The sequence below is a fragment of the Lichenicola cladoniae genome (assembly GCF_013201075.1).
GTDB lineage: Bacteria > Pseudomonadota > Alphaproteobacteria > Acetobacterales > Acetobacteraceae > Lichenicola > Lichenicola cladoniae.
This window is the reverse complement of sequence record NZ_CP053708.1, coordinates 948140-970616: the sequence shown is the minus strand read 5'-3', so window position 1 is coordinate 970616 and position 22477 is coordinate 948140. Positions and strand designations below refer to the sequence as shown.

The window sequence follows — 22477 nt, the reverse complement described above, 5'->3', positions numbered from 1 at the left end:
GGAAACAGGCCGAACAATGGCGCCTCCCAGCTATCCCAGTCCTCTCAAGACAAATACCGTGCCGTGGTTGCCTCGCTTACGTGCTGGGCGGTGACGCCGGGCGCAAGCTCCACGAGACGAAACAGGCTCTTGTGATCGTCACGCTGGAAGACACAGAGATCGGTCACGATCATATCGACGACGTTCAATCCGGTTAGCGGTAACGTACAGGCCGGAATGAACTTCAGCTCGCCGTTTTTCGACGTATGTTCCATGACCACTATGACCTTCTTGACACCGGCAACCAGGTCCATGGCACCCCCCATCCCCTTGACCATCTTGCCCGGAATCATCCAGTTCGCGATGTCGCCGGTTTCCGCTACCTCCATAGCGCCGAGAACGGTCAGATCGACGTGTCCGCCGCGAATCATCGCGAAGCTGTCTGCCGAAGAGAAATACGACGAGGACGGCAACTCGCTGATGGTCTGCTTCCCGGCGTTGATCAGGTCGGCATCGATTTCGTCTTCGTACGGAAACGGGCCAATCCCAAGCATGCCATTTTCACTTTGCAGCGTTACCATCACGTCTGCCGGAATATGGTTTGCCAGGAGCGTCGGAATGCCGATCCCCAGATTGACGGTAAAGCCGTCCTGTAGCTCACGCGCAGCGCGGGCTGCCATTTCGTTGCGGGTCCAGGGCATCAGGCGACCTCCCTTGCACGAACGGTTCGAAACTCGATCTGCTTGTCATACGGGCTGCCATTGACGATCCGCTGCACGAAGATGCCCGGCAAATGGATCGCGTCGGGGTCGAGTGCCCCCGCCGGGACGATCTCCTCGACCTCGGCGACGGTTATACGCCCACACATGGCAGCCGGCACGTTGAAGTTCCGGGCGGTCTTGCGGAACACCAGGTTACCGGCAACGTCTGCCTTCCAGGCCTTGATGATCGCAAGATCGGCAAAGATCCCGTGCTCCAGGATGAACGTATCCTCACCGAACACCTTGTGCTCCTTGCCGACCGCTACGAGCGTCCCGACACCGGTTTTCGTGTAGAAGCCGGGGATCCCGGCACCGCCGGCGCGCATCCGCTCTGCAAGGGTTCCCTGCGGACAGAACTCCACCTCGAGTTCTCCCGCGAGATACTGCCGCTCGAATTCCTTGTTCTCGCCGACGTAGGAACTGATCATCTTCGCTATCTGGCGCGACCGGAGCAGCTTGCCGAGACCGGCGCCATCTATACCGGCATTGTTAGAGGCAACCCGCAGCCTCTTCGTACCCGCCCGCTCGATCGCGTCGATCAACCGCTCCGGGATGCCGCAAAGGCCGAAGCCACCGGCGGCAATCAACATGCCGTCGGTCAGTATGCCCTCCAGGGCAGCCTGGGCGTCGGGATAGATCTTTTTCATCGTGTTCCTCCTTGGCCTTGTCTCGGGCCGATGACGGGCTTGCCGGCCAGCAGGGCCGACATCACCGAGCCGTTTGCAGTCTGAACTCGCGCGTTACCGCTCCAGCGTCATGGCGATGCCCATGCCACCGCCAATGCACAAGGTGGCCAGGGCCCGCTTGGAATCGCGCCGGCGCATCTCGTGGAGAAGAGTTACCAGAACGCGTGCACCGGACGCGCCGATCGGGTGCCCCAACGCGATCGCGCCGCCGTTGACGTTGACGATCGCCGGATCCCAGCCCATCTCTTGGTTGACCACGCAGGCTTGCGCCGCGAAGGCTTCGTTCGCCTCGACTAGGTCAAGATCCGCGACGGTCCATCCGGCCTTGTCGAGCGCCTTGCGGGATGCCGGTATCGGCCCGGTTCCCATCACCGCCGGATCCACGCCGGCAGTCGCCCATGATACGATCCGCGCCATCGGTGTCAGGCCGCGTTGTGCGGCGTGGGATGCGGTCATCAGGACCAGAGCGGCCGCCCCGTCATTGATGCCCGAAGCGTTTCCCGCGGTAACCGTTCCGTTCTTCTGGAAAGCCGGCTTGAGCCCGCTCATTCCGTCTACCGTCGCAACTTTTCGAATATGCTCGTCCTGCTCGACGGTGACATCGCCTTTGCGCGACGAGACAAGGACCGGGGCAATCTCCTCGATGAAACGACCCTCCGTCTGCGCGGCCTCGGCCTTGTTCTGTGATGCAACTGCGAAAATATCCTGTTGTTCGCGGGTGACGTCCCAGCGCGCAGCTATATTTTCAGCGGTCGTTCCCATGTGATAGTCGTTGAAGGCATCCCAGAGGCCATCGGTCACCATGGTGTCCGCAAGGGACAGCGCGCCGATCTTCTGGCCGGCCCGAAGATAGGCCGCGTGCGGCGACAGCGTCATGTTTTCCTGACCACCGGCCACGATGATGTGCGCGTCGCCGGAGGCGATCTGCTGCATCCCGAGAGCGACTGCCCGCAGACCCGAGCCGCAAAGCTGATTGACACCCCAGGCTGTTGTCCCGACCGGGAGCCCCGCTGCGATTGCCGCCTGACGCGCCGGGTTCTGGCCCTGGCCCGCCGAGAGAACCTGCCCGAGAATGACCTCGTCGATTTCCTCCGGTGCAACGCCGGAGCGCCTGAGCGCCTCGCTTATGGCGATGGACCCCAGCCGATGCGCCGGTGTCGTGGCAAACGCCCCGTTGAATGTTCCAACCGGCGTGCGCGCCGCGCTGACGATAACGATCTCTGTCATGATCTTCCCACTGATTTTCTCATGTCGGACGGCATTGTCTGGACCAGTAACTGATGATCAACGATGTCTGGCGAGAGCGAGATGACGATGACCTACCGCCAGAAGGAGAGCGGCCATGCCGGTTCATGCACTGGATAATCTGAGACCGGTCTTTGTGGATCGATCCAGCGGCTTCATTGCCGGGGATGCGCAAGTGATCGGGAACATCACAATAGGTCGCGACGTGTCGATCTGGTTCGGCGCCGTGCTGCGTGGCGATAACGATCTGATCGATATCGGGAGCGGCAGCAATATCCAGGATGGTGCGGTCATCCATGTGGATCCCGGCCGGCCGGTGTTGATCGGCCAGGGTGTCACAATCGGCCACCGCGCGATCGTCCATGGCGCGGTCATTGGTGACAACAGCCTGATCGGCATGGGTGCGACACTGCTCAATGGCAGCCAAATCGGCGAAAACAGCCTGGTGGGCGCCAATGCGCTGGTCACGGAGAACAAGGTCTTCCCCGCAGGAAACCTGATCATGGGCGCGCCGGCGAAAGTCGTCAGGCCGCTGACTGTGGACGAGATCGCCGGGATACGGCTCTCGTCTCTCCACTATGTCAAGAACGGCCGACGCTTCAGAGATGGCCTGAGTGTCATCCCGGCGCAGAATCTCTCGGACTGAAAGGAAGCTCAACACACGTCGTCGATCAGGATTGTGCGCAAATCATTGCCGGTCGTCCTTGTAAAGTTGCGCTCGTCAGCGAGAGCAGACTGCAATAGTACGGCCGAGCCCCCGCCAGATATCCTCCGCGGGTCTGCATGCTCCATGCCAACCTGAAGCAGCGCTGAAATGAGCAACGGTCATGGCCACGGGACGCCCTCCGTTCGTGAAATCAGAAGTTCACAGCAGAGCCGCCTTTGAGGCCAAGGACGGCACGCGCCTCTTCCGGGGTGGCCGCCTCCATGCCGAGCCCATCCAGGATCAAGCGCACGTTCTTGACCTGCTCGGCGCTGGATGTGGCAAGACGGCCCGGGCCAGCCCAAAGCGAATCCTCGAGCCCGACACGAATATTTGCGCCCAGTGCGGCCGCTATTGTACCGACCCGCATCTGGCTGGAGCCGGCGCCGATCACCGACCAGGCATAGTTCGTCCCGAACAGCCGGTCAGCGGTGCGGCGCATCATGACGACATCCTCGTAATGGGCGCCGATGCCGCCCAGCAAGCCGAAAACCGACTGCACGAAGAAAGGCGGCTTCACCAGGCCGCGCTCGACGAAATGCGCGAGATTATAAAGGTGGCCGATATCGTAGCATTCGAACTCGAACCGCGTCCCTCCCGGGGCGCACAGCGAGATCACTTCCTCGATTTCGGAGAAGCTGTTGCGAAACACCAGGTTGCGGGACCCTTCGAGGTGTTCACGCTCCCACTCGTGCTTGAACTCCTTGTATCGGCCGAGCATCGGGAACAGGCCGAAATTGAACGATCCCATATTGAGCGACGCAAGTTCCGGCTGAAAATGGCGAGCCGGCTCCACGCGCTCGGCCACGGACATGAAAGGGCTACCGCCCGTCGTGATGTTGACCACCGCATCGCAGCGCTTCCGGACTTCCGGCAGGATACGGCCGAACGCCTCGACCGACTGGTCGGGCCGGCCCGTCGCCGGATCGCGCGCATGGATATGCAGGATCGCCGCGCCTGCATCGGCAGCACGCACCGCCTCGTCGATGATCTGCTCCGGTGTCACCGGCAGGTAGGGTGACATCGACGGCGTGTGGATCGCGCCGGTGATGGCACAGGTGATGATTGCTTTGCGAGCTTTCGCCATGCTGGTTTCTTTCAGATGAACTGATAGTGCGGAACTTGGCCGATCGAGTGTCGGCTGGGTCGAGGTCAAGTGCTGACCGGCCGAAGGCGGCTCGCCAGTCCAGCCGCGACCACGAGCAGGATGGTCATCGCGATCAGGCCGCCGGTGGCGCTTCCGGTCTGCTGCTCGATCCGCCCCATGATAGTGGGGCCCGTAAAACCGCCAAGCAAACCGCAGGAATTCGTAAACGCCAAGCCTATGGCCAGCCGCGGGCCCGACAGGCGCGAGGCAGGATAGGTGAAGATCAACGCCTGGACCACGAAGAACATCGACGCCGATATACAGAAGCCGAGGAGCGCGAGAGCCGGCTGCCGCTCGGACGCGACGAGCATACCGGAGGCCATGATCAGGAGGCCGGCGACCAGGACGCGTCGTGCCTGCAACGGGGTCCGACGCCCACGCAATGCGAACACGGCGCCGGCTGTCGAGGCGAGCCACGGCAGTGCCGTCAATGATCCGATGGAAAGCGGACTCAGATGCCCCCACCCGCCGATGATGCCAGGGAGGAAGAAGGTGACAGTGTAGATGGCAATCTGGTGACAGAAATAAACGCCAATGGTCAGCAAGCTCTGCGGCCCCAGGAGTGCGCGACCAAGGCCCTCGTGCGATGGCGCGGCCTCGAGTTGCTGCCTGGAGATCCGCCGTTCGATCCCCGCAGCTTCTTCGGCTGTCAGCCAGGGCGCATCCCTTGGACGATCGGGCAATCTGCGCCAGATCACAGCGGCCACGACCAACGCCGGCACTGCCTCCAGGATGAAAAGCCACTGCCACCCGCGCAGGCCGAGCACCCCGTTCATCTCGAGCAGCGCGCCGCCGAGAGGGCCACTGATCACATTGGCAAGACAGACACCGAGCAGGAACAAGCCGCTTGCACGAGCGCGATGTTCCGCACCGAACCAGTAGGTCAGATAGAGCATGACGCCGGGAAACAGTCCGGCCTCCGCAACGCCGAGCAGCATCCGCAGGACGTAGAACGATGTCGGTCCCTGAACCACCGCCATCAAGCCTGAAATGACACCCCAGCTGACCATGATGCGGGTGATCCACCGGCGGGCGCCGACGCGGTGCATCACCATGTTGCTCGGCACTTCGGTCAGGGCATAGGTGAGGAAGAACAGACCGGCGCCCAACCCATAGGCTGCGGCAGAAATGCCGAGATCGGTTTGCAGATGGCTTTTTGCCAACGCAATGTTGGTACGATCGACGAAGCTGACGACATAAGCGACCACCAGAAGCGGCAGCAGCCGACGTAGACAGAGCGCCGTCAGCGTCTCGGGATCCCGCGGAGGGATAGTTCCCCCGCCCCCCGCCACGCCGTTCATGCGCCAGGACGCGACATGGCGACCGGTCGTGGTGCGGCCGGCCGTGTGGTCATCAGCTGCAACAGCACGCCGGCGAGGGCACAGGCGGCCATGAGGAAGAAGCAGATCATATAGCCGCCGGCGAGCTTCCAGCCACCGCCATAGGCTATCAGGTGACCCATCAACACCGGCGAGATACCACCGCCGATGAACATGGCCGTCGTGATCATGCCATTGGCGGTCGAGGTCGCGTGTGCGGGTGCTGCGTCGGACGCGGCGGCATAGTAGATCGGCCACACCGCATTGGCGACCAGCCCGAACAGGAGCTGCATCACGATGATCAGCGTCATGGTGTCGGCAAAGTAGAAAGCGCCGACACTGGCAGCCATCCACAGGCCGCAGATCACAAGCGTCGCTTTACGACCGATGATGTCCGACAGGCTCGGCCAGATCAGCTGGCCAAGGATGCCGGTGATCGTGAAGACGACGCTCATGCCGGCGGCACCAGCGAGAGAAAGCCCGGAGATGTTGTAGAGGTAGGCCGGCAACACGATGTTGATGCCCATGTAGACAATCTGGGTCAGCAATGTATTGCCCGCGGTCAGCATGATGTTGCGGGTCCGGAAGCAGGCGCCGAGCAGGTGCCATACATTGGGCTTTGCGCCGGTGCCGGCACCGTCTTCTACCGGCGGGGTCATGCCCTTGGCGGCAATGTCCGCATACAGAATATCTATGCGCGATTTGGTCGAATAGCGCGCCCAGAACAGCATCAGCGGCACGGCCAGGACGAATGCGACGAAGAACACGTAACGCCAGTGGGCTTCACCAAACGTGGTGAGCACGAAACTGGCGACGATGCCGCTCAGCATGGCGCCGATCGGGTAGCCCGTATGGTGGGCACCCAGCGCGAAGCCGCGTCGTTCCTTTGGCCACCATTCGGCAGTATTGCTGACGCCGACAGGTTCTCCCCAGCCCGCCCCGAGGTTTACGCCGACACGGAGCATTACGAAGCTCGTGAGGCTGAAGCTCAGCGCCCGAAAGCCGGACAGGAACGAGATCGCGCTGTAGCCCAGGACGAGCGGCACCTGAAACCGGGCGCGTTTCCAGCCGGACCCGTAATGATCGCTCCAGATCGATCCCGGGATGTCCAGGACGGCGAGCGATAGCATCACCACCGAAACCAGCGAGCCCCAGGCCGCCGGAGACAGGTCGAAATATTTCGAGATCGTCGGGCCCAGCCGCAGGATGATCTCACGGTCATAGGCGTTGAGGATCCAGATAAGCCAGCAGACAAGCAGGGATACCCAGGAATACCGGTGTATCGCCCCGAGCCCGGTGCGATTGGTTCGATTGTTCATAAACATTCCCAGTTCGGCCTCTTTGCGAGGCTCTCAGGTCATGAAGTAGAATCTCTAACTGCCGAAGCGAGGTTCCGGGATGCCGCGCACCCCGAGCCCGCGTATCGCGAACAGCGAACCACGAGCCTGGCCATCGCCCGGAAAACGCGGCAGGGGCGGCTTGGCCATCGACGTCACGAACAGGATATCGAGTTCGGGACCGCCGAACATGACGCTCGTCACCTTTGCGACAGGCATCTCGATAATGCGGTCTACGGTGCCGTCCGGCGCGTATCGGACAAGCTTTCCGGCATAGACCAGGGCCTGCCAGAGGTAGCCGTCTGCATCGACCGTAGCACCATCGGCCGCCCCGCCCCCGGACCGATCGACATGTGCGAAACACCGCCGGTTGACGGCATTCCCAGTCAGGACATCGTAGTCGTACTGCCAGACCTCTCCGGTCCAGGTGTCGGAGAAGTAGAACAGCGTCCCGTCCGGGCTCCAGCAGGGACCGTTCGATACGATGATTCCCTCGTCGACGACGTGCAGGGACAGATCGGGATCCAGCCTGTAGAGGCGCCCCGATGCCTGCTCCTCCAGCATATCCATCGAGCCGAACAGGAACCGACCTGCACGATCGACCTTTCCGTCGTTCAGCCGGTTACGCGGCAGATCTTTCTCGGGGGCATGTAGCAACTCCAGCTCGCCCGACTGAAGATCGAGATCATGTAGTCCTGTCTGCAGCGCGACAAGAGCATGGTCGCCGTTACGGCGGAGTGCCATGGACCCGATCTTGGCACCTACATCCCATGCCCTCAGCTCGCTTCCATCCGCAGTGCTCCGAAACACACGGCCGTCGATACTATCGATCCAGTAGAGACGCTGGTGCTCGACGTCCCATAGCGGCCCCTCGCCAAGCGTTGTCTTCACGTCGACAACGATATCGATATCCATCGTTTTCTCCTGATCCCTGGTCTGCCACCGTCTTGCTGCGGCGTCACAGATACTCGACATTCCCGTCAACGCTGATGGCCTGGCCCGTTATGTTCCGGGCCGCCGGGGAGCAAAGAAAGAGTGCCATGGCGGCGACGTCCTCGGCCGTCACCATGCGCTTGAGGGAGATCTTCTGAAGATATTCCTCGCGCATCTTCTTGAATGACAAGCCGATCTGCTCTGCCCTTGCGCGGATGACACCGTCCATCCGCGGCCCCTCGACGATCCCGGGAAGAATTGCATTGACCCGGATATCGTCCGGTCCGAGCTCGGAGGCGAGTGACTTCATGAGGCCGATGATCGCCCACTTCGTCGCCGCATAGGGTGTCCGCCATGCATAGCCGAGCCTCCCGGCGACCGAGGACATGCAAATGATATGCGCTTTCGACGAGTTCTTGAGCAACGGAACGGCGCGGTGCGCGAAGCGGTACTGCGCGGTCAGATTGATCTCGACGGTCTGGCTCCAGGCCTCGTCGTCCATGGTATCGATGCCACCGGTCGGACCGGCAATACCTGCGTTATTGATCAATACATCGAGCCGGCCGAACCGCTCGGCATGAGCCTGGAACACCGCTTCGATCTGCGCAGGATCCGCGACGTTTGCCTGCGTGGCCAGGCAGCCGGGATGGCGTTCCCGAAATGCGGACAGTGCTGTCTCGCTGACGTCGCATACGTGCACCGTTGCCCCGGCTTCCACGTAGGCATCTGCCAAGGCCCTGCCGATCCCGGCGGCGCCGGCGGATATCATCACGCACATGTCCGGGTAGGGTCTCAGGCGTTCGAGTACGCTCATGTTGAGACGGCTCCTTTCAGATTTTGCTCGCGCGTTTGAGCGCTGTCCTGCTCTTGTCCGTATGGTGACGACGAAGCAGCAACCGTTCCAGGGAGGTGGCTGCCTGCATGATGTCGTCGGTGACAGCTGCCCGCGCAGCGGCGCCGTCACCAGTTGCGAGCGCCTCGAGAATGCGCGTGTGTGCGTCCATCGAACGCTGCAGGTGTGCATGATCCGGAGCGACCAGCGCGAAACACGGGCCCATCAACAGCCAGAAATTCTCCACCACCGAAAGGATCAGCCTGGCATTAGCTGTCTGGTAGATCCGACGATGGAAGGCGAAATTGTTCCAGAGGTATCCAGGCTGGTCGTCGGTATCGACGGCGGTCTGGATACGTTTGTAGAGGTCGAGGAAGACTGACTTGTCTTCCGACGTCACGTGTAATGCTGCCCTCTCGGCGAGGAGCCCCTCGAGTGCAACGCGGGCATCGCGGACCTCCCGCAATTGGTCGACGGTCAAAGTCGCGACCCGAAGGCGGGACGAATCGCTCATGTCGAAGGCGTTCTCCGCCTGCAGGCGCTGAAGGGCCTCGCGTACGGGCATCGGGCTGGAACCCAGTGCCTCGGCCAAGCCGCGGATCGTCAGTTTCTGTCCCGGAGTGAAGCGGCCGCTCATCAACCCGTCGCGCAACTGCCGATAGACCTGTTCGGACATCGAGTTTCGAACGACCGGCTGTAGCTTCGGCAGCGGGATTACGGTGCTCATCAACGCCTCCAGGTCGGCATTTGTGATCACATATCTAGTTAGGTCAAGTGCGGCGTTCATGCTCAGGTCGCAGTGCGACGGCCAACAAGCGACGGCCGCCGCGACGCACAGCTCAGCTTCTCAAGACGATGTCGTGCCGACGATCGTCGCGACTGAGGGGGTGACGCGACAGTCTGAGCCGGACCCAGGCCGGGCGCTTATGCTGAGCCGATCAGCGCCTCGGCCGGTTCGTGATGCCACTGCTGATGCAAACAAATCGCGACCTGGGGAGTTATGGCGGTACAGCGCGAGGTAGCAACATGGCCCATCGACAGACACCGTTTCCCAAGGTCGTGGTCATCACGGGTGGCACCATGGGGATCGGCCGGGCGACAGCGATCGCCTTTGCCCAGGACGGATGGTCTGTCGCGATCCTGGCTCGAGGCGAGACACGTCTACGCAGCACCGAGGCGGAACTGCGGACGCTCGGCGCCCAGGTTCTCGGTATCTCGTGCGACGTCACGGATGCCGATGCTGTTCACGCGGCGGCATCCCGGATCGAGGCCGAACTTGGTCCGATCGAGGCCTGGGTGAACAACGCCATGGCGACGGTCCTCTCTCCGGCGGTTTCAGTCACACCAGCCGATTACCGGCGGGTTACCGAAGTCACCTATCTCGGCCAGGTGTTCGGCACGCTGGCGGCCTTGAAGCTCATGAAGACCAGGGACAGGGGCGTAATCGTACAGGTCTCGTCCGGACTGGCCATCCGGGCTGCCCCGCTACAGTCAGCCTATTGCGGCGCCAAAAGCGCGGTCGGTGGCTTCACCGACAGTCTCAGGGCCGAACTCATCCACGACAAGTCGCATGTCCGCCTGGTGACGATCTACCTGCCGGCCGTGAACACGCCGCAGTTCAGACGGGCCAGAAACTATACCGGCGCCGGTCAGAACGCACCCGACCCGGTCTTCGATCCGCGTGCCTGCGCAACAGCGATCGTTGCCGCGGTCGCCAGCCCGCAACGTGAGATATGGGTCGGCAGGTCAACCATGCAGATGGCGGCGATCCAGGCGATCGCACCAGGCTTCGGGGACAAGCAGGCTGCAAAAATGTGGGACGCACAGCTGGACCACTCCATATCACCGGCGTCGCCCGGCAACCTCTACGATGTCGATGAAGACGATCCAGGTGTCGACGGTCCCTTCTCGGCGCGCACGAAACGGCCAGGTCGCGAGTTCGTCACGAGCCGGTCACGGAATGCACTGGCAGCTGCCCTCGGCGTGGCGTCGCTTTTTGGAGCGGCGGCTGCATTAGCGCCGCTTGCCGTAGCGGTCGGCATTGGGTCACTCAAGAAGAGGTAGTGGTTCTGGTGATCGACGGCACTGTCATCGCGCGCTTCCGGACGCGAGCACTGTTCTGTTCAGATGCTGTTCGTCTGTTCACCGGCAATCTACGTCCGAGCTGATCCTGGTGCTCGATCATCCATCAGCGGGCGCATCAGCCCGCCTGATCGGCGAACGTCGAGCGTTCCGTCGCTGCACTCTCTGGGTGGCAATCTCTGACTGCAGATGCCGGGGCTGGCCATCAAATTTTGACGCATCGATGAAGCGTGGCCGATGGCTCCAGTTTCAATCGGAGGCGTGGAATTTTCAGTACAGCCCGTCCAGGTCTGGTAACGGCGCCGAACCCTTGCATCCGAACGGGCCACCGAGCATATCGCTGAGACCACTGCCGGATGTAGCCGCATGACTGCAAAGCCGCGTTTCGAACTATTCGCCTACTGGCGCACCTCGGCCACCTATCGGGTAAGGGTGGCTCTGGCCCTCAAGGGGATCACGGCGGCCGAGCGGATCATCAATATCGATGCTGGTGAGCATCGGCAGGACGCCTTTCTTGCAATCAATCCGCTCGGCGCCATCCCGGCATTGATCGACCACGAAACCGATGCATTGCCGCTTACCCAGTCCCTGGCGATCCTGGAGTATCTTGACGAGATACATCCAGAGCCACCGCTGTTACCACCCGATCCGATTGGCCGGGCTCGGGTGCGATCATTGTCGTTGATGCTGGCGGCGGATACCCATCCACTCATCGTTCCCCGGGTGAAAAAGTATCTGACTACGACCGGCGGCTTCGACGACCCGCAATGGCGCGACTGGCAAACCCGCTGGTTCACCACCGGCCTGCAAGCGTTCGAGAAGCGGCTGAGCAGCGATCCCGGGACCGGAATCTATTGCCACGGCGATGCGATCGGCATGGCCGACATCTGCCTAGCCAGTCTTATTGTAGTGATGCGTGTCTTCGGCATTGCTGTTGATGGCATCCCGACCATCGAGCGGATCATGCGGGCCTGCGAGGCGCATACGGCTTTTTCGAACGCAGAGCCCCGGCGGCAGGTGGGCGCGCCGCCGGATTGACCATTCCGGTGACGCGCTCGTGCAAGGCTCGGGCGGGCCCTCCACGGCCAACGTTAGCCGTAGCCTGTATTTCGGATAAGGCTTAATGACGCTCGTAGCAGCACCGGTCCGTCGAGATCGTCTTGCGGTCAGCTTAGCTAGGCCGCCAGTGCGCACCCCGTTCGGCCACGAACCTTGGCACGATCCTCCCGAGAGCGACAGCCTGGAATGTCCGTCAACGCATGAGCCCCGCCTTGATCCAGTGGCTCCTCAAAGGGAGGCAATCGAGGTCATAGACAGCGAGACGATCGATCCGCATTCGATAAGCTATACTGATCAAACCGACGCCACATCACCGGTTCGTTCCAAACTGCAGGAGGTGCTCTACGTCCGGAGAAATCTGGTTGTTGGCCCCGAGCAGTACGATGAGTTGAGCAGCGCGGCTACCTCGCAAACCGGCCGTGGTCAGTGTTTTGTTCCGCACGTAGGTGTAGACACCACTGACCGCGAAGGCGGAGGCATGCCGGATGTGGCGGCCCTGAGCGGCGACGGTCGATTGAAACTCCTCCGAGGCGTAGAAGGCCCGCCTCGCGAGGGGGTTGGCGAAGGCTAGTTCCATGACGGCCAGATGCGTGCGCTCCGAAGATGCAAAATGCGCGACGTTCGGGGCCGGCGGGCTCGGCGCCGCGTTGTCGTACTGCGCTGGCAAATGCAGCCGCACTTTCCAGACCTCGGGCGAAGCCGCCAAGGTCGCCGCCAGATCATCCTTCAAGAAGGTCTGAAAAGCGGCGATATCGTCGTGCCGCGGGCTGAAATGCAGGTGAATGCGGTCGAGACCGTCCTTACCGTTCGGGGCGGGATCGGCCCATCGATCTAGGAGGGTCATCGACCCGTTCGGCAAATCGTAAGCCAGCGTCTCGGCGAACATGTTCTGTTCGTCCGAGAACAGGATGGAACTGGCGTCTTTGAACACGGCCTGGTCCGCCACATCGGCAAAGCCGATCTCCACCCCGCCATCCAGGATGTAACCCGGCAACGGCGTAACACCATCGACCTCCGGCCATAGATGCGCATCCTGCTCACGGCTGAAATGGTGTTGGACATACCAGGCGAGGCCGGGGATCCTGGAACAGAGCGGGCCATGCACGTCGCGCCAATAGGTCGCAAAAACATCGTGTGGCACGTCGTTTCGGCGCAGGACCGTCGTGTAGGAATTGATGCGGATGGACTCGTCGCGAGTGGCGTAATTTTGCAGTGTCATGACGTTACCTGAGTTTGTGGTTCAACGGCAGCAGTGGGAACCGATGGCGGAGGGGCTAACTGGCCGCGCCCGGCGTTGGGAAATGGGGAAGGATGTAGGCGGCAAGCTCATCCATCACGTCGCCGGCGGGCCGCCGGATCGGCTTCAGGTTCAGGGCGATGTGATTCACGCCCTCGTCTCGTTGCCGCTGCCAGTGGTCGAGCAAGGCGTTTCGTCCACCCCGCATACCGCCGCCGATTTGCAGCGGCGCATCGGGATTCGACGACAGGTCGAACATTGCTCCGTAGCCATATGGCTTGAACTGCTCGTCCGGCGAAGCCTGCCTCCAATGCGCAATCACGTCCGGCAATCTCCTTGCATCGCTGAGGTGCCAGATCCAGCCGTCGGTGGCGGTGCCGATCCAGTCGAGCGTCTGACCCGCCCGGCCGATCGCCAGGATCGGCAGACGCGGCCCGACCGGCTTCGGGACGAGATCGAGGCTTCCGTCCAGCCTGCCGTAGAATTCGGAGTCCAGGGTCGGGAAGCGCGTTTCGGTTGCTGCGCGAATGACCGACAGGCCGTCTCGGTAACGGGCGGCACGGTTCCCGATATCGGCGCCGAACGCGGCAAACTCGGAGGGGCGGTCGCCGGACGATAGCCCCAGGAGGAAACGGCCGCCGGTAAGCTGGTCGATGCTCGCCGCCTGCTTGGCGACGATCAGCGGATCGCGCAGCGGCAACACGATGCCGGCGGTACCGATCGTTATCCTGCGGGTCTGCGCCGCGATCCAGCCGGCGTAGACCATGGGATCGATCACCTGGCCGACGTCGCCGAAGTGCGGGTCGTAGAACGGCACGTCGCGAAGCCAGAGCGCTGCGAAACCGAGGTCGTCGGCCTTGCGGATCATGATGTCGTGGTCCCTCAGCGTCGGGCCCGGGCTGTCCGGATAGCCCTCGAGCGGGGCTATGAAGCCGACGGTCAAGTGCCCGGGTTGGAACACGCGGGCGTAGCCACGGTGGTCGGCGAGATCGTTACTGGTGGTTGGGGTCGTGGTCGACAGAACGTTGCTCATCGGCCGGCTCCTCTGCCCAGGCGTGCGACAATCGGCACTGTTGCCATCGCCAGGACCGCAATTGCGGCCGCAACGCATCCAAGACTCCAGAGCCCGAAATGCCGGAGGGCAAGACCGCCGAAGATGGCGCTTGGTCCGATGCCGGCATTGGCCATGGCGACGTTCAACGTTCCGGCCAGAGCCTGGGCGTGGACAGCGGATTTCATCACGCGAACCTGGCAGATGGGGTAGAGCGCCGCATTCGCAATGCCCCAGACCGCCATCCCGAGCAGCAGTCCGATCGTGGAGCCTGCCGGCGCCGGAACCGCGATCATGCCCAGAGCCAGTATCGCCACTGTCAGCAGCGTGGCGCCAAGCGGGTTGCGGCCGACGAAAAACGGGTCCCGGAGGATACGAAGCTGTTCGGCAATACGAACGCGCTCCGGTCGCGCCAGACTGGGGCAGGTGAGCGCCAACAGGATCGCCACCAGGATCGACAGGCCGGAGAGGCTCCAGAACGTGCCGCGCCAGCCGATCGTGGAGGCCGCCAGGGTACCAAGCGGGATGCCGAACACTAGGGCTGCCGAATGCCTTTTTACACGTGGGAGATCGGCTCGCAGGCGTGATCTGGACCGGTAAACTAGCCGGCGGTCTCGCTGGCGGATGCGGGTCCTTCCCCTGATCCTGCAGTTCGTCGAGAGACACCCTCATCTTCGACCCTGCATCACCTTCACCGATCGTGTCGTCGACGTGGCCGAGGACGGCATAGATGTCGCCGTGCGCATTGGCGCACCGGACGTCTGGCCCGATACCCTGGGACACCTTCACCTCGGCATCGAGCGGGTGACGCTTTTCGCCGCTCCGAGTATCTGGCCCGCCACGGCGCACCCACCTCGGAAGAAGCCCTGCTGCATCATGCCTGCATTCTGTACGGCAAGACGGACCGCAGCGCGATCACATGGCGCTTCGCACGTGAGGCCCGACCCTCAGAACGACGCCCTATGGACGGGCGCATGTTTCTCGGCAGCGCAGAGGCGCAGGTCTACGCGGTCAAGGCGGCTTTTAGCATTGCGCAACTGGCGACCTGGCTCATAGAGGCCGAGCTTCGGAGCGGCGAGTTGGTCGAGATATTGCCCGAATTGGCAACCGATGGCTTGGGTCTCGATATCGTATGGCCCAAAAGTAGACGATTGCAGCCGCAGGTGGACGCGCTCATCAAGCTGTTCGCTGGTGATCTGCGTATAGACTGACGCGTGCATTACCAAGCCTTGCTAGGAGTATGGTGGGCGAGCAGGCTGTTCTGGCCCTGCGCGGTGCGATAGTCCCAGAGTCTGGTGCAGTCCCGGCGAGCGGTCGGCGCATGGCGAGGTCAGGCTGAAAGACTTTGAAACGCCACGCTGGACATATTTCACTGTGTTGAAGGAGTTTCTAGTGGCTGATGGAAGCGTTTCTCAATGATCTGCGTCAGGATCGCGTATTCCTCGCCGGATCGAAACATCGACCGAGCGAACCTGCTGGAAGCGCACAAGGCGTTCCTGCGGAGCGGCGCCCTGACTATTCTCCAGTCGGGTCCGATTTTCGATCAGGAAGGTGTTCAGACCGGTGCCATCGTCATTGCCGACGCGCCCGACATCGAGACGATGAAAGCAGTCTGCGCCAAGGATCCGTTCGTCATGCATGGCATCTACGACCGCATCAGCTTCTCCGAAGGGCGTGTCACGATTGGGCAGGTCGTCTAACAGGCGTCCGGGCTTGTCCTCTTCGGCGACATCTAGATCTTCCCGGACGTCGGTTTGCGGCGAACTTTAGTGGCCCGATTATCGTCGCTCTGCCTAGCTTTCGGCGCCGGCCCCGTGCTGCCCCGGATCACGATATGGGATGGAAACAGGATGTGTTCGACCGGACAGTCTCCTTTTTCGATAAGCCTGATCAGAAGCTCGGCTCCCTCCTGGCCAAGCCTACGCCCGGCATTGTGGAGGGTCGTGAGCGGCGGTGTCAGAAGAGCCGCAAATGGCAGGTCGTTGACCCCTGTGACCGAGATCCGTTCCGGACATGAGATCCCGACCGATTTCAACGCGACAAGAGCGCCGACCGCCAGCAGATCGTTGAAGCACAGGATCGCCGTCGCCTCGAGACCGTTCGCGAGCATTGTCTTCATGATCCGCTCGCCTTCTTCGATGTCATACGCCTGGGACTCTATGACCTCGAACTTGCAGCCAGCCGCCTTCGGAAGCTTTGAGCCGGCAACAAAGCCGGCCAGTCGGTTCTGAGCGGTCGATGCCGCCAATGGAGCAGTGATGTATGCGACCGCTTTGTGTCCCAGGCCCAGGATGTAGTCCACCAGTGCCTCGACACCCTTCTCGTCATCCATGGCGATTGAGGACAGGTCGGGGTGCCGTGGGTCTCGGAGCAATGCGACCGTGGGGATTCCCATTTCGACACAGAGGTCGGCCGCGGGATCGTTCAGGTCGAAACTTGCGATCACAAGCCCGGCAACATGCTGTCGAGCCATCGTTTGGATAATCGACAACAGCTTTTCGGGCTTATAGTCGGAGCTGGCGACGAACGTGATGTAACCATCCCGAGCCACACGTTCCTGCACAGATGCGATGATCGGTCCAAAGAGCGGGTCACTCAGATTGGGAACGACAAGGCCCACTGTGCCGGTTCGCTGTGTCCGCAGGCTCGAGGCAAGCGGGTTGGCGCTGTAACCGAGCTGCTCCGCGATCCGCTCGATCTTGCTGACGGTCTTGCTGGAAATCCGATGTTCGGACTTCGGATTGAGCGCGCGCGACGCCGTCGATACATGCACGCCGGCCTTGGTCGCCACATCGACGATGGTGGCCCGTGACCGCCTGTTGGTTTCCTTACCGGTCGGACGTCGCATGCTGCTCAACCGCTCCCAAAGTGGTTTTTATCATCGATGACACGCCCGCAATTGCATGACAAAGTATAAGATGAAACGCGACAGCTCACCATCTCGGGGCTGACCGCGGCGATCGCCGAAGCGACGCCGATCCCCTAACTGCGCATGCGTCCGATACCAGCACCTCGTGAACATGCCTATCGCCGTTTTGCGCAAAGGTTTGCTCTTGACTCGGTTTGGATGTCGACATAACGATCCGGCAACGCGCTGGTAAACAGTGCGAAGGATCAGCGCCGGGGAGGCGTCATGAGCTTGAACACGGGGCGAGGCGAGATGCCGCGTCCAGGGCGAACACGCCCTGTTTCCGCGGCCCGGTGCCTTGACATCAAGTCTCACTCGAGCGTGCACGGGGCCTGACGGCACGTCCCGACAACATGTTCGACTTTCCTGGCCAAGTATGGGTTCGCGCTGCGCGTCCATTTGGAGAAATACATGGATCAGACACAAAAGGCGTCACCGCGGATCGCGTTTCTCGGCACCGGTGCGCAGGGCGCATCGATAGGAGCCGATTTCGCCGCCGCCGGCCACGACGTGACCTTCATCGAGCAGTGGCCCGAGCATGTGGAGGCGATCCGCGAGCATGGAATAACGGTCAATCTCCCGACCCGAAGTTTCAACGTCCGTGTTCCTGTTCTGCATCTGTGTCAGGTGGCCGAAGTCAAAGTGCCCTTTGACATAGTCTTCATTGTCGTGAAGGCCTACGACACCAAATGGGCCTGCCAGTTGATCGAGCCTTATCTTGCGGCTGACGGCCTTGTCGTGGGGCTGCAGAACGGCATGACGCACGAGGACATCGCCGGCATCGTCGGCCGGGAGCGGACTATCGGGGCCGTCATCGAGATCGCCTCGAACATGTGGGTGCCGGGCACGACCAACCGGGAAAACGACCACGATACGTCCTGGTTCGCCATGGGTGCCCTCGATCCGAACACGCAGGACCGGGTCGAGGCCGTCGCGGATTTGCTGCGGTGCACCGGAACCGTCGAAGTCACCGACGATATCCGCTCCGCAAAATGGATGAAGCTGGTCGTCAACGCTGCCGAGCTCATCCCGTCGGCCATCATCGACATGCCCCTTGCCGATGCCGCCCGTTATCCCGGCATGCTCGACGTCATGCGCGAAGCTGGCTACGAGGCGATGCGTGCCGCCCTGGCGGATGGGTCGAAAATCGTGCCCATCATCGGCATGCCTCCGATCACCACCAACGATCCCGAGCGCTATGTCGACCAGATCTTCGAGATGGTGCTGACTACCTTCTCCAGCCAGGACACCTTGACCACGTCCCTTCAGGATTGGCGGAAAGGGCGTCGTGCCGAGATCAAGGAAGTTAACGGCTGGGTCGTGGATATCCTTGCCGCGCACGGTCAGGCCGCGCCCATGAACGAGCGCGTCGTCCAGGTCGCGCTGGAGATCGAGACCGGCAAGATTCCGCTCGAAAGAGAGAATGCCAGTCTTCTCGTGGAGACTCTTCGAACGGTCAGGCCGCAATAACAGGCTTTTTTATCCGTCAATAACAAAGGGAAACGGCCGATGTCGGCACACATCAAATCTGGCGGGTTCCGCAACACGTTGCTCTGTTGTCTGGCTCTTGCCATAACGGCGGTCGTTCCGTCGGCGCGAAGCGACGCCGCGGAAGCGAAGGGCGGCAAGTTGATCGTCGGGATCGACGAGACCGCGTCGGAATACTGGTCCGAATATCTCCAGGGCGTCCACGACATTGCGGACTCGCTCGGCAAGAGTCCTGTCGTGCTGACCAGCAACTATCAGGGTGACCAGCTTCTCGCCCAGCTTGGCGCCACCTACGCCACCGGCTGCCATGAATGTGCCCTGGCGACCGACCCGTCCTCGAACGCCTTCGTCAAGGCCGTCGTGGCCAGATCGGCAAAAGCCAAGGTGCGGATCGTAACGCTTTGGAACCGACCCGAGGACATCCACCCCTGGGATACCGATCCGCAATACTGGGTTGCGCATACGTCCTTCGATGGTGTCGAGTCCGGCTATGATCAGGGAATGGCGCTCTGCAAGGCGCTCGGCGGCAAGGGCGAGATCGCTGCCATCGAGGGAGTCCCGTCCACCCCGCCCGCCTACCAGCGGATCAGGGGCCTGAAGAAGGCGCTGGCCGAATGCCCCGGGCTGAAACTCGTCGATACCCAGGTGGCGGACTGGCAGGAAACCAAGGCGCAGAATGTCACGCGCGCCTGGCTCGCGCATTACGGCAGCGATCTCAAGGGCATATTCGCATCCAATGACGCGATGGCGCGCGGCGCCGTCGCAGCGCTCAAGGAGAAGGGTCTTAACGGCAAGACCCTGGTGACCGGCTCCGACGGATCGAACATCGGCCTGGAGATGGTCAAGAACGGCGACATGCTGGTGACCATCTGGAACGATCCTGTCCTGCAGGGTGCCGTGTCCATGTCGCTCGCATATGGCGCGGCGATCGGTGATATCGACCCGGAAAAGCTGACCCATGCACAGAGGGATTTCTACCTCAAGCAGGAGCCGGTCACGAAAGACAATGTCGACAAGTATCTGGCCCTAAAGCGCGACCAGCCGAAATACACCTACGCGGATATCAAGAAAGATTTCTGGAAGGACTCCGCTGGCCAAATTCCTGTAGGAGCGAACGACAATAAATAGGCCCGAAGGAGGTTCGATGGGTATGTCCCAAAGCACGACCGGCAAGGTCGGGGCTCGATCGATCCGGCGCCTGCGGATGCTGGGCAGCCGGACGGCGTGGGCCCAGATCGCCGGCCCGGTCACTGCTCTGGTCATCCTGGCTATCGGCTTCCAGCTGAGCAGCGGGACATTCCTTACTGCGGCGAATCTCCGATCGGTGATCGAGGCAGCGGCGGTTCCGGCCATCATTGCGGCCGGAATTTCCTTCGTTCTCATCATGGGTGCGATCGACCTATCCGTCGAAGGCGTGATGGCAGCCACCAGCATGGTGGCTGCCCTTCTCGTGGCCAACGGTGTGAACGCGAATAACTGGGGTGCGGCAGGCCTGGGGGTGGCCCTTCTAGTCAGCATCGGCTTCGGCGTATTCAGCGGCATCCTGAACGCAGTTCTCCGCATGCCGTCGCTGATCGTCACGCTCGGCACCTGGTTCATCGGACTCGGCGTAGCCGCGGTGCTGTTTCCGCAACGTGTCCCGCAGATACGGGACAGTCTGCTCCTTGGCCTGGCACAGACCAGGATCCTGAACTTCAGTCTTGTCGTCTATATTGCGATCTTCCTGGTCGTTATCGCTCAGCTCATCCTGTATTTTACCAGGCTCGGGCGCATGATCTATGCGATCGGCGGTGAAGAAGGCCTACTGGCGGCAAGTGGCATCCGCATTAAACGGATCAAGATCGCCGCCTTCGCGTTGAGCGGCCTCTTCGCCGGGATCAGTAGCCTGCTTCTTTCCGCCCAGCTCGGGAGCGGCAACACCAACATCGGTGATGGCCATCTGTTTCCCGCAGTCAGCGCCTCGGTGCTCGGCGGCACGGTGCTGACCGGCGGACGAGGCGGCGCGGTACAGTCGGCACTGGGAGCCCTGATCCTCGAAGTCCTCAATAACGGCCTGATCCAGATAGGCGCCGGACCCTATACCCGCAACATCATCAGCGGAGTCATTATCCTTGCAGCCGTGGCCATCGGCGGCTGGCGTCGTCGCGGCATCCTGAGGGTTGTGAAATGAGCGGCACCATCACGCTGCATGGCGTACGCAAGGCCTACGGTCCCGTCGTCGCTCTCGAGGCACTGGATTTCGAGATCCGGGTGGGCGAGGTCGTCGGCCTGGTTGGGCAAAACGGCTCGGGCAAGTCGACGCTCCTGAAGATCCTGTCCGGCCTGGCTCTTCCGGACTCCGGAGAGATCCGGCTCGACGGCGAGAAGATCGTGCTGGACTCGGCAGCCGCCGCGACACGATACGGCATCGGCATGGTCCATCAGGAACAGTCCCTGATTCCAAATCTCACGGTCGCGGAGAATATCTTCCTCGACAAGGCGCATGCATCGAAGAGAATGGGGCTGTATCGCTGGTCTTCGCTGAATGCAGCTGCACGGGCACAGCTCGATAAACTGTCGGTCGACATCCCGACAACGATCCTGGTGGAAGATCTTCGCTTTTCCGAAAGGCAGCAGGTCGAATTCGCCAAGGTGCTAGCCATCGAGGAGATGGTGGATAAGCCGCCTCTCATCCTGTTCGATGAACCAACCTCCCTGCTGACGCCGGACGAGATCCGCTCGCTGTTCGCCCAGATCAACCGGCTGCGTGCGCGCGCCAGTATCGTGTTCGTCTCGCATCGTCTGGAAGAGGTCTTGGAGATCAGCGATCGTGTCATCGTTCTGACCGACGGCCGGAAGATGGCCGAGCGATCGACGTCTTCGATCGACCGGGAAGAGCTATACGAACTCATGGTTGGTCGCCAGCGGGTCGATCCGGCCATTCGGAACCAGAAGCGCTCCGCCCGCGAAAGCACGCCGCTGCTGGAGGTCAATCGACTCACGAGCCATCCCCATTTCCGGGATGTCACGCTCCGGCTCGGCCGCGGCGAGATCCTGGGAATCGTGGGCGTGCTCGGATCCGGTGCGGAGGAGCTCTGCCGGGCCATTTTCGGCGTCATCAAGCCTGATTCGGGTGATGTGCTTCTCGACGGCAAGGTCCTGAAGATCAACGGTCCGCGCTCGGCCGTCAGGCAGGGAATCGGCTATCTTCCCGCCAACCGGCGCGCCGAGGGCATGCTGCCGGGCCGGTCCCTGACAGAGAACGCGGTCATCACCTTCGGCAGCGAGTACGGCTGGAGATCCTGTATTCTGAACCGGCGCCGAGAGCGCGAGGTCGCGCAGAACTGGATGTCCCGCCTGAAGGTCAAGATGAACAAGGCTTCGGCCGCGATCTCGAGTCTGAGCGGCGGCAACCAGCAGAAAATCGTGCTGGCGAAATGGCTCCTCGCGAAGAACCTGCGGCTTCTGCTCCTCGACCATCCAAGCCGGGGCCTCGATCCGGGTGCGCGCGACGATCTGTTCGAGGTCGTTCGTGAACAGGTCAGCAACGGACTATCCGTGATCTTCGTTGCGGACACGATCGCAGAACTGCTCGACTTGTCGGACCGGATCGTCGTGATGCGCGATGGCGAAGTCACCGCGCAGTTCGAACCGTCCTCCGGCACTCTGCCGAGGGAAGAAGAAATCGTCGCGGCCATGGTCTGAGCCACACACCGCGTCAAGCGGTCGTG

The 22477-nt window shown here is 61.8% G+C and carries 23 protein-coding genes; 10 read left to right on the top strand and 13 right to left on the bottom strand.

Features of this window, described 5'->3' with window-relative positions; genetic code table 11:
* Positions 1 to 44: 44 nt before the first annotated feature.
* The 3 genes from HN018_RS04340 to HN018_RS04330 form a co-directional block, all read right to left on the bottom strand.
* Positions 45 to 680, bottom strand: a complete 636-nt coding sequence (locus HN018_RS04340; RefSeq protein WP_171837493.1) for a 3-oxoacid CoA-transferase subunit B — start codon at positions 678 to 680, stop codon at positions 45 to 47.
* Positions 680 to 1387: a CoA transferase subunit A gene (locus HN018_RS04335; protein WP_171837492.1), complete on the bottom strand. Its 708-nt coding sequence runs from the start codon at positions 1385 to 1387 to the stop codon at positions 680 to 682. Before HN018_RS04335 ends, HN018_RS04340 begins: the two co-directional genes overlap by 1 nt.
* 93 nt (positions 1388 to 1480) lie before the next feature.
* Positions 1481 to 2653, bottom strand: a complete 1173-nt coding sequence (locus HN018_RS04330) for an acetyl-CoA C-acetyltransferase (RefSeq protein ID WP_171837491.1) — start codon at positions 2651 to 2653, stop codon at positions 1481 to 1483.
* Positions 2654 to 2897: 244 nt separating this feature from the next.
* On the opposite strand from HN018_RS04330, the gene HN018_RS04325 reads away from it, so the two are divergent.
* Positions 2898 to 3317: a gamma carbonic anhydrase family protein gene (locus HN018_RS04325; protein ID WP_239479007.1), complete on the top strand. Its 420-nt coding sequence runs from the start codon at positions 2898 to 2900 to the stop codon at positions 3315 to 3317.
* A gap of 211 nt (positions 3318 to 3528) precedes the next feature.
* On the opposite strand, the gene HN018_RS04320 is transcribed toward HN018_RS04325, so the two are convergent.
* The 6 genes from HN018_RS04320 to HN018_RS04295 form a co-directional block, all read right to left on the bottom strand.
* Entirely contained in the window at positions 3529 to 4461 is a 933-nt protein-coding gene (locus HN018_RS04320; RefSeq protein WP_171837489.1) for a BKACE family enzyme, read from the bottom strand.
* Between the two features lie 65 nt (positions 4462 to 4526).
* On the bottom strand, positions 4527 to 5822 hold the full coding sequence (locus HN018_RS04315; protein ID WP_171837488.1) for an MFS transporter: 1296 nt from the start codon (positions 5820 to 5822) through the stop codon (positions 4527 to 4529).
* The gene (locus HN018_RS04310; RefSeq protein WP_171837487.1) at positions 5819 to 7159 is read right to left on the bottom strand and encodes an MFS transporter; all 1341 of its coding nucleotides are present in this window, start codon (positions 7157 to 7159) and stop codon (positions 5819 to 5821) included. Before HN018_RS04310 ends, HN018_RS04315 begins: the two co-directional genes overlap by 4 nt.
* Positions 7160 to 7213: 54 nt before the next feature.
* Positions 7214 to 8092 carry an SMP-30/gluconolactonase/LRE family protein gene (locus HN018_RS04305; RefSeq protein WP_171837486.1) on the bottom strand — a complete coding sequence of 293 codons (879 nt, stop codon included), beginning with the start codon at positions 8090 to 8092 and terminating at the stop codon, positions 7214 to 7216.
* Positions 8093 to 8135: 43 nt separating this feature from the next.
* Complete coding sequence (locus HN018_RS04300) at positions 8136 to 8924, bottom strand: SDR family oxidoreductase (RefSeq protein WP_171837485.1); 789 nt, start codon at positions 8922 to 8924, stop codon at positions 8136 to 8138.
* Positions 8925 to 8940: 16 nt separating this feature from the next.
* Positions 8941 to 9669, bottom strand: coding sequence for a GntR family transcriptional regulator (locus tag HN018_RS04295; RefSeq protein ID WP_171837484.1), 729 nt, complete (start codon positions 9667 to 9669; stop codon positions 8941 to 8943).
* Between the two features lie 299 nt (positions 9670 to 9968).
* On the opposite strand from HN018_RS04295, the gene HN018_RS04290 reads away from it, so the two are divergent.
* On the top strand, positions 9969 to 11006 hold the full coding sequence (locus HN018_RS04290; protein WP_171837483.1) for an SDR family oxidoreductase: 1038 nt from the start codon (positions 9969 to 9971) through the stop codon (positions 11004 to 11006).
* Between the two features lie 384 nt (positions 11007 to 11390).
* Positions 11391 to 12062, top strand: coding sequence for a maleylacetoacetate isomerase (gene maiA, locus HN018_RS04285; RefSeq protein WP_171837482.1), 672 nt, complete (start codon positions 11391 to 11393; stop codon positions 12060 to 12062).
* Between the two features lie 331 nt (positions 12063 to 12393).
* On the opposite strand, the gene HN018_RS04280 is transcribed toward maiA, so the two are convergent.
* The 3 genes from HN018_RS04280 to HN018_RS04270 are packed head-to-tail and all read right to left on the bottom strand — an operon-like array spanning position 12394 to position 14907.
* On the bottom strand, positions 12394 to 13302 hold the full coding sequence (locus HN018_RS04280) for an EthD domain-containing protein (protein ID WP_171837481.1): 909 nt from the start codon (positions 13300 to 13302) through the stop codon (positions 12394 to 12396).
* Positions 13303 to 13357: 55 nt separating this feature from the next.
* On the bottom strand, positions 13358 to 14353 hold the full coding sequence (locus tag HN018_RS04275) for an LLM class oxidoreductase (RefSeq protein ID WP_171837480.1): 996 nt from the start codon (positions 14351 to 14353) through the stop codon (positions 13358 to 13360).
* A complete protein-coding gene (locus HN018_RS04270) occupies positions 14350 to 14907 on the bottom strand; it encodes an MFS transporter (RefSeq protein ID WP_171837479.1) in 558 nt (185 codons plus the stop codon). Before HN018_RS04270 ends, HN018_RS04275 begins: the two co-directional genes overlap by 4 nt.
* An 88-nt stretch (positions 14908 to 14995) precedes the next feature.
* Here HN018_RS04270 and HN018_RS29215 point away from each other — a divergent pair, with 88 nt between their 5' ends.
* The 3 genes from HN018_RS29215 to HN018_RS04260 all read left to right on the top strand — a co-directional run bounded on the left by HN018_RS29215 (position 14996) and on the right by HN018_RS04260 (position 16071).
* Positions 14996 to 15427, top strand: coding sequence for a LysR substrate-binding domain-containing protein (locus HN018_RS29215; protein ID WP_408886750.1), 432 nt, complete (start codon positions 14996 to 14998; stop codon positions 15425 to 15427).
* Positions 15346 to 15582: a LysR substrate-binding domain-containing protein gene (locus HN018_RS29360; protein WP_408886749.1), complete on the top strand. Its 237-nt coding sequence runs from the start codon at positions 15346 to 15348 to the stop codon at positions 15580 to 15582. Before HN018_RS29215 ends, HN018_RS29360 begins: the two co-directional genes overlap by 82 nt.
* A 204-nt stretch (positions 15583 to 15786) precedes the next feature.
* Positions 15787 to 16071 (top strand): YciI family protein, encoded by a 285-nt coding sequence (locus HN018_RS04260; RefSeq protein WP_171837478.1) that lies wholly within the window; start codon positions 15787 to 15789, stop codon positions 16069 to 16071.
* A gap of 32 nt (positions 16072 to 16103) precedes the next feature.
* Here HN018_RS04260 and HN018_RS04255 read toward each other — a convergent pair whose 3' ends face one another.
* Positions 16104 to 17162 (bottom strand): LacI family DNA-binding transcriptional regulator, encoded by a 1059-nt coding sequence (locus HN018_RS04255; protein WP_171837477.1) that lies wholly within the window; start codon positions 17160 to 17162, stop codon positions 16104 to 16106.
* Between the two features lie 528 nt (positions 17163 to 17690).
* Between HN018_RS04255 and HN018_RS04250 the strand changes: the two genes are divergently transcribed.
* From HN018_RS04250 to HN018_RS04235, 4 genes are read left to right on the top strand one after another with little or no spacing between them, the layout of a single operon-like run.
* Positions 17691 to 18749, top strand: coding sequence for a ketopantoate reductase family protein (locus tag HN018_RS04250; RefSeq protein ID WP_171837476.1), 1059 nt, complete (start codon positions 17691 to 17693; stop codon positions 18747 to 18749).
* Positions 18750 to 18788: 39 nt separating this feature from the next.
* Positions 18789 to 19895: a sugar ABC transporter substrate-binding protein gene (locus tag HN018_RS04245; RefSeq protein WP_171837475.1), complete on the top strand. Its 1107-nt coding sequence runs from the start codon at positions 18789 to 18791 to the stop codon at positions 19893 to 19895.
* Positions 19896 to 19911: 16 nt separating this feature from the next.
* Positions 19912 to 20937 carry an ABC transporter permease gene (locus tag HN018_RS04240; RefSeq protein WP_171837474.1) on the top strand — a complete coding sequence of 342 codons (1026 nt, stop codon included), beginning with the start codon at positions 19912 to 19914 and terminating at the stop codon, positions 20935 to 20937.
* Positions 20934 to 22451, top strand: a complete 1518-nt coding sequence (locus HN018_RS04235) for a sugar ABC transporter ATP-binding protein (RefSeq protein WP_171837473.1) — start codon at positions 20934 to 20936, stop codon at positions 22449 to 22451. The genes HN018_RS04240 and HN018_RS04235 overlap by 4 nt, the downstream gene beginning before the upstream one ends.
* The last annotated feature ends 26 nt before the right edge of the window (positions 22452 to 22477 follow it).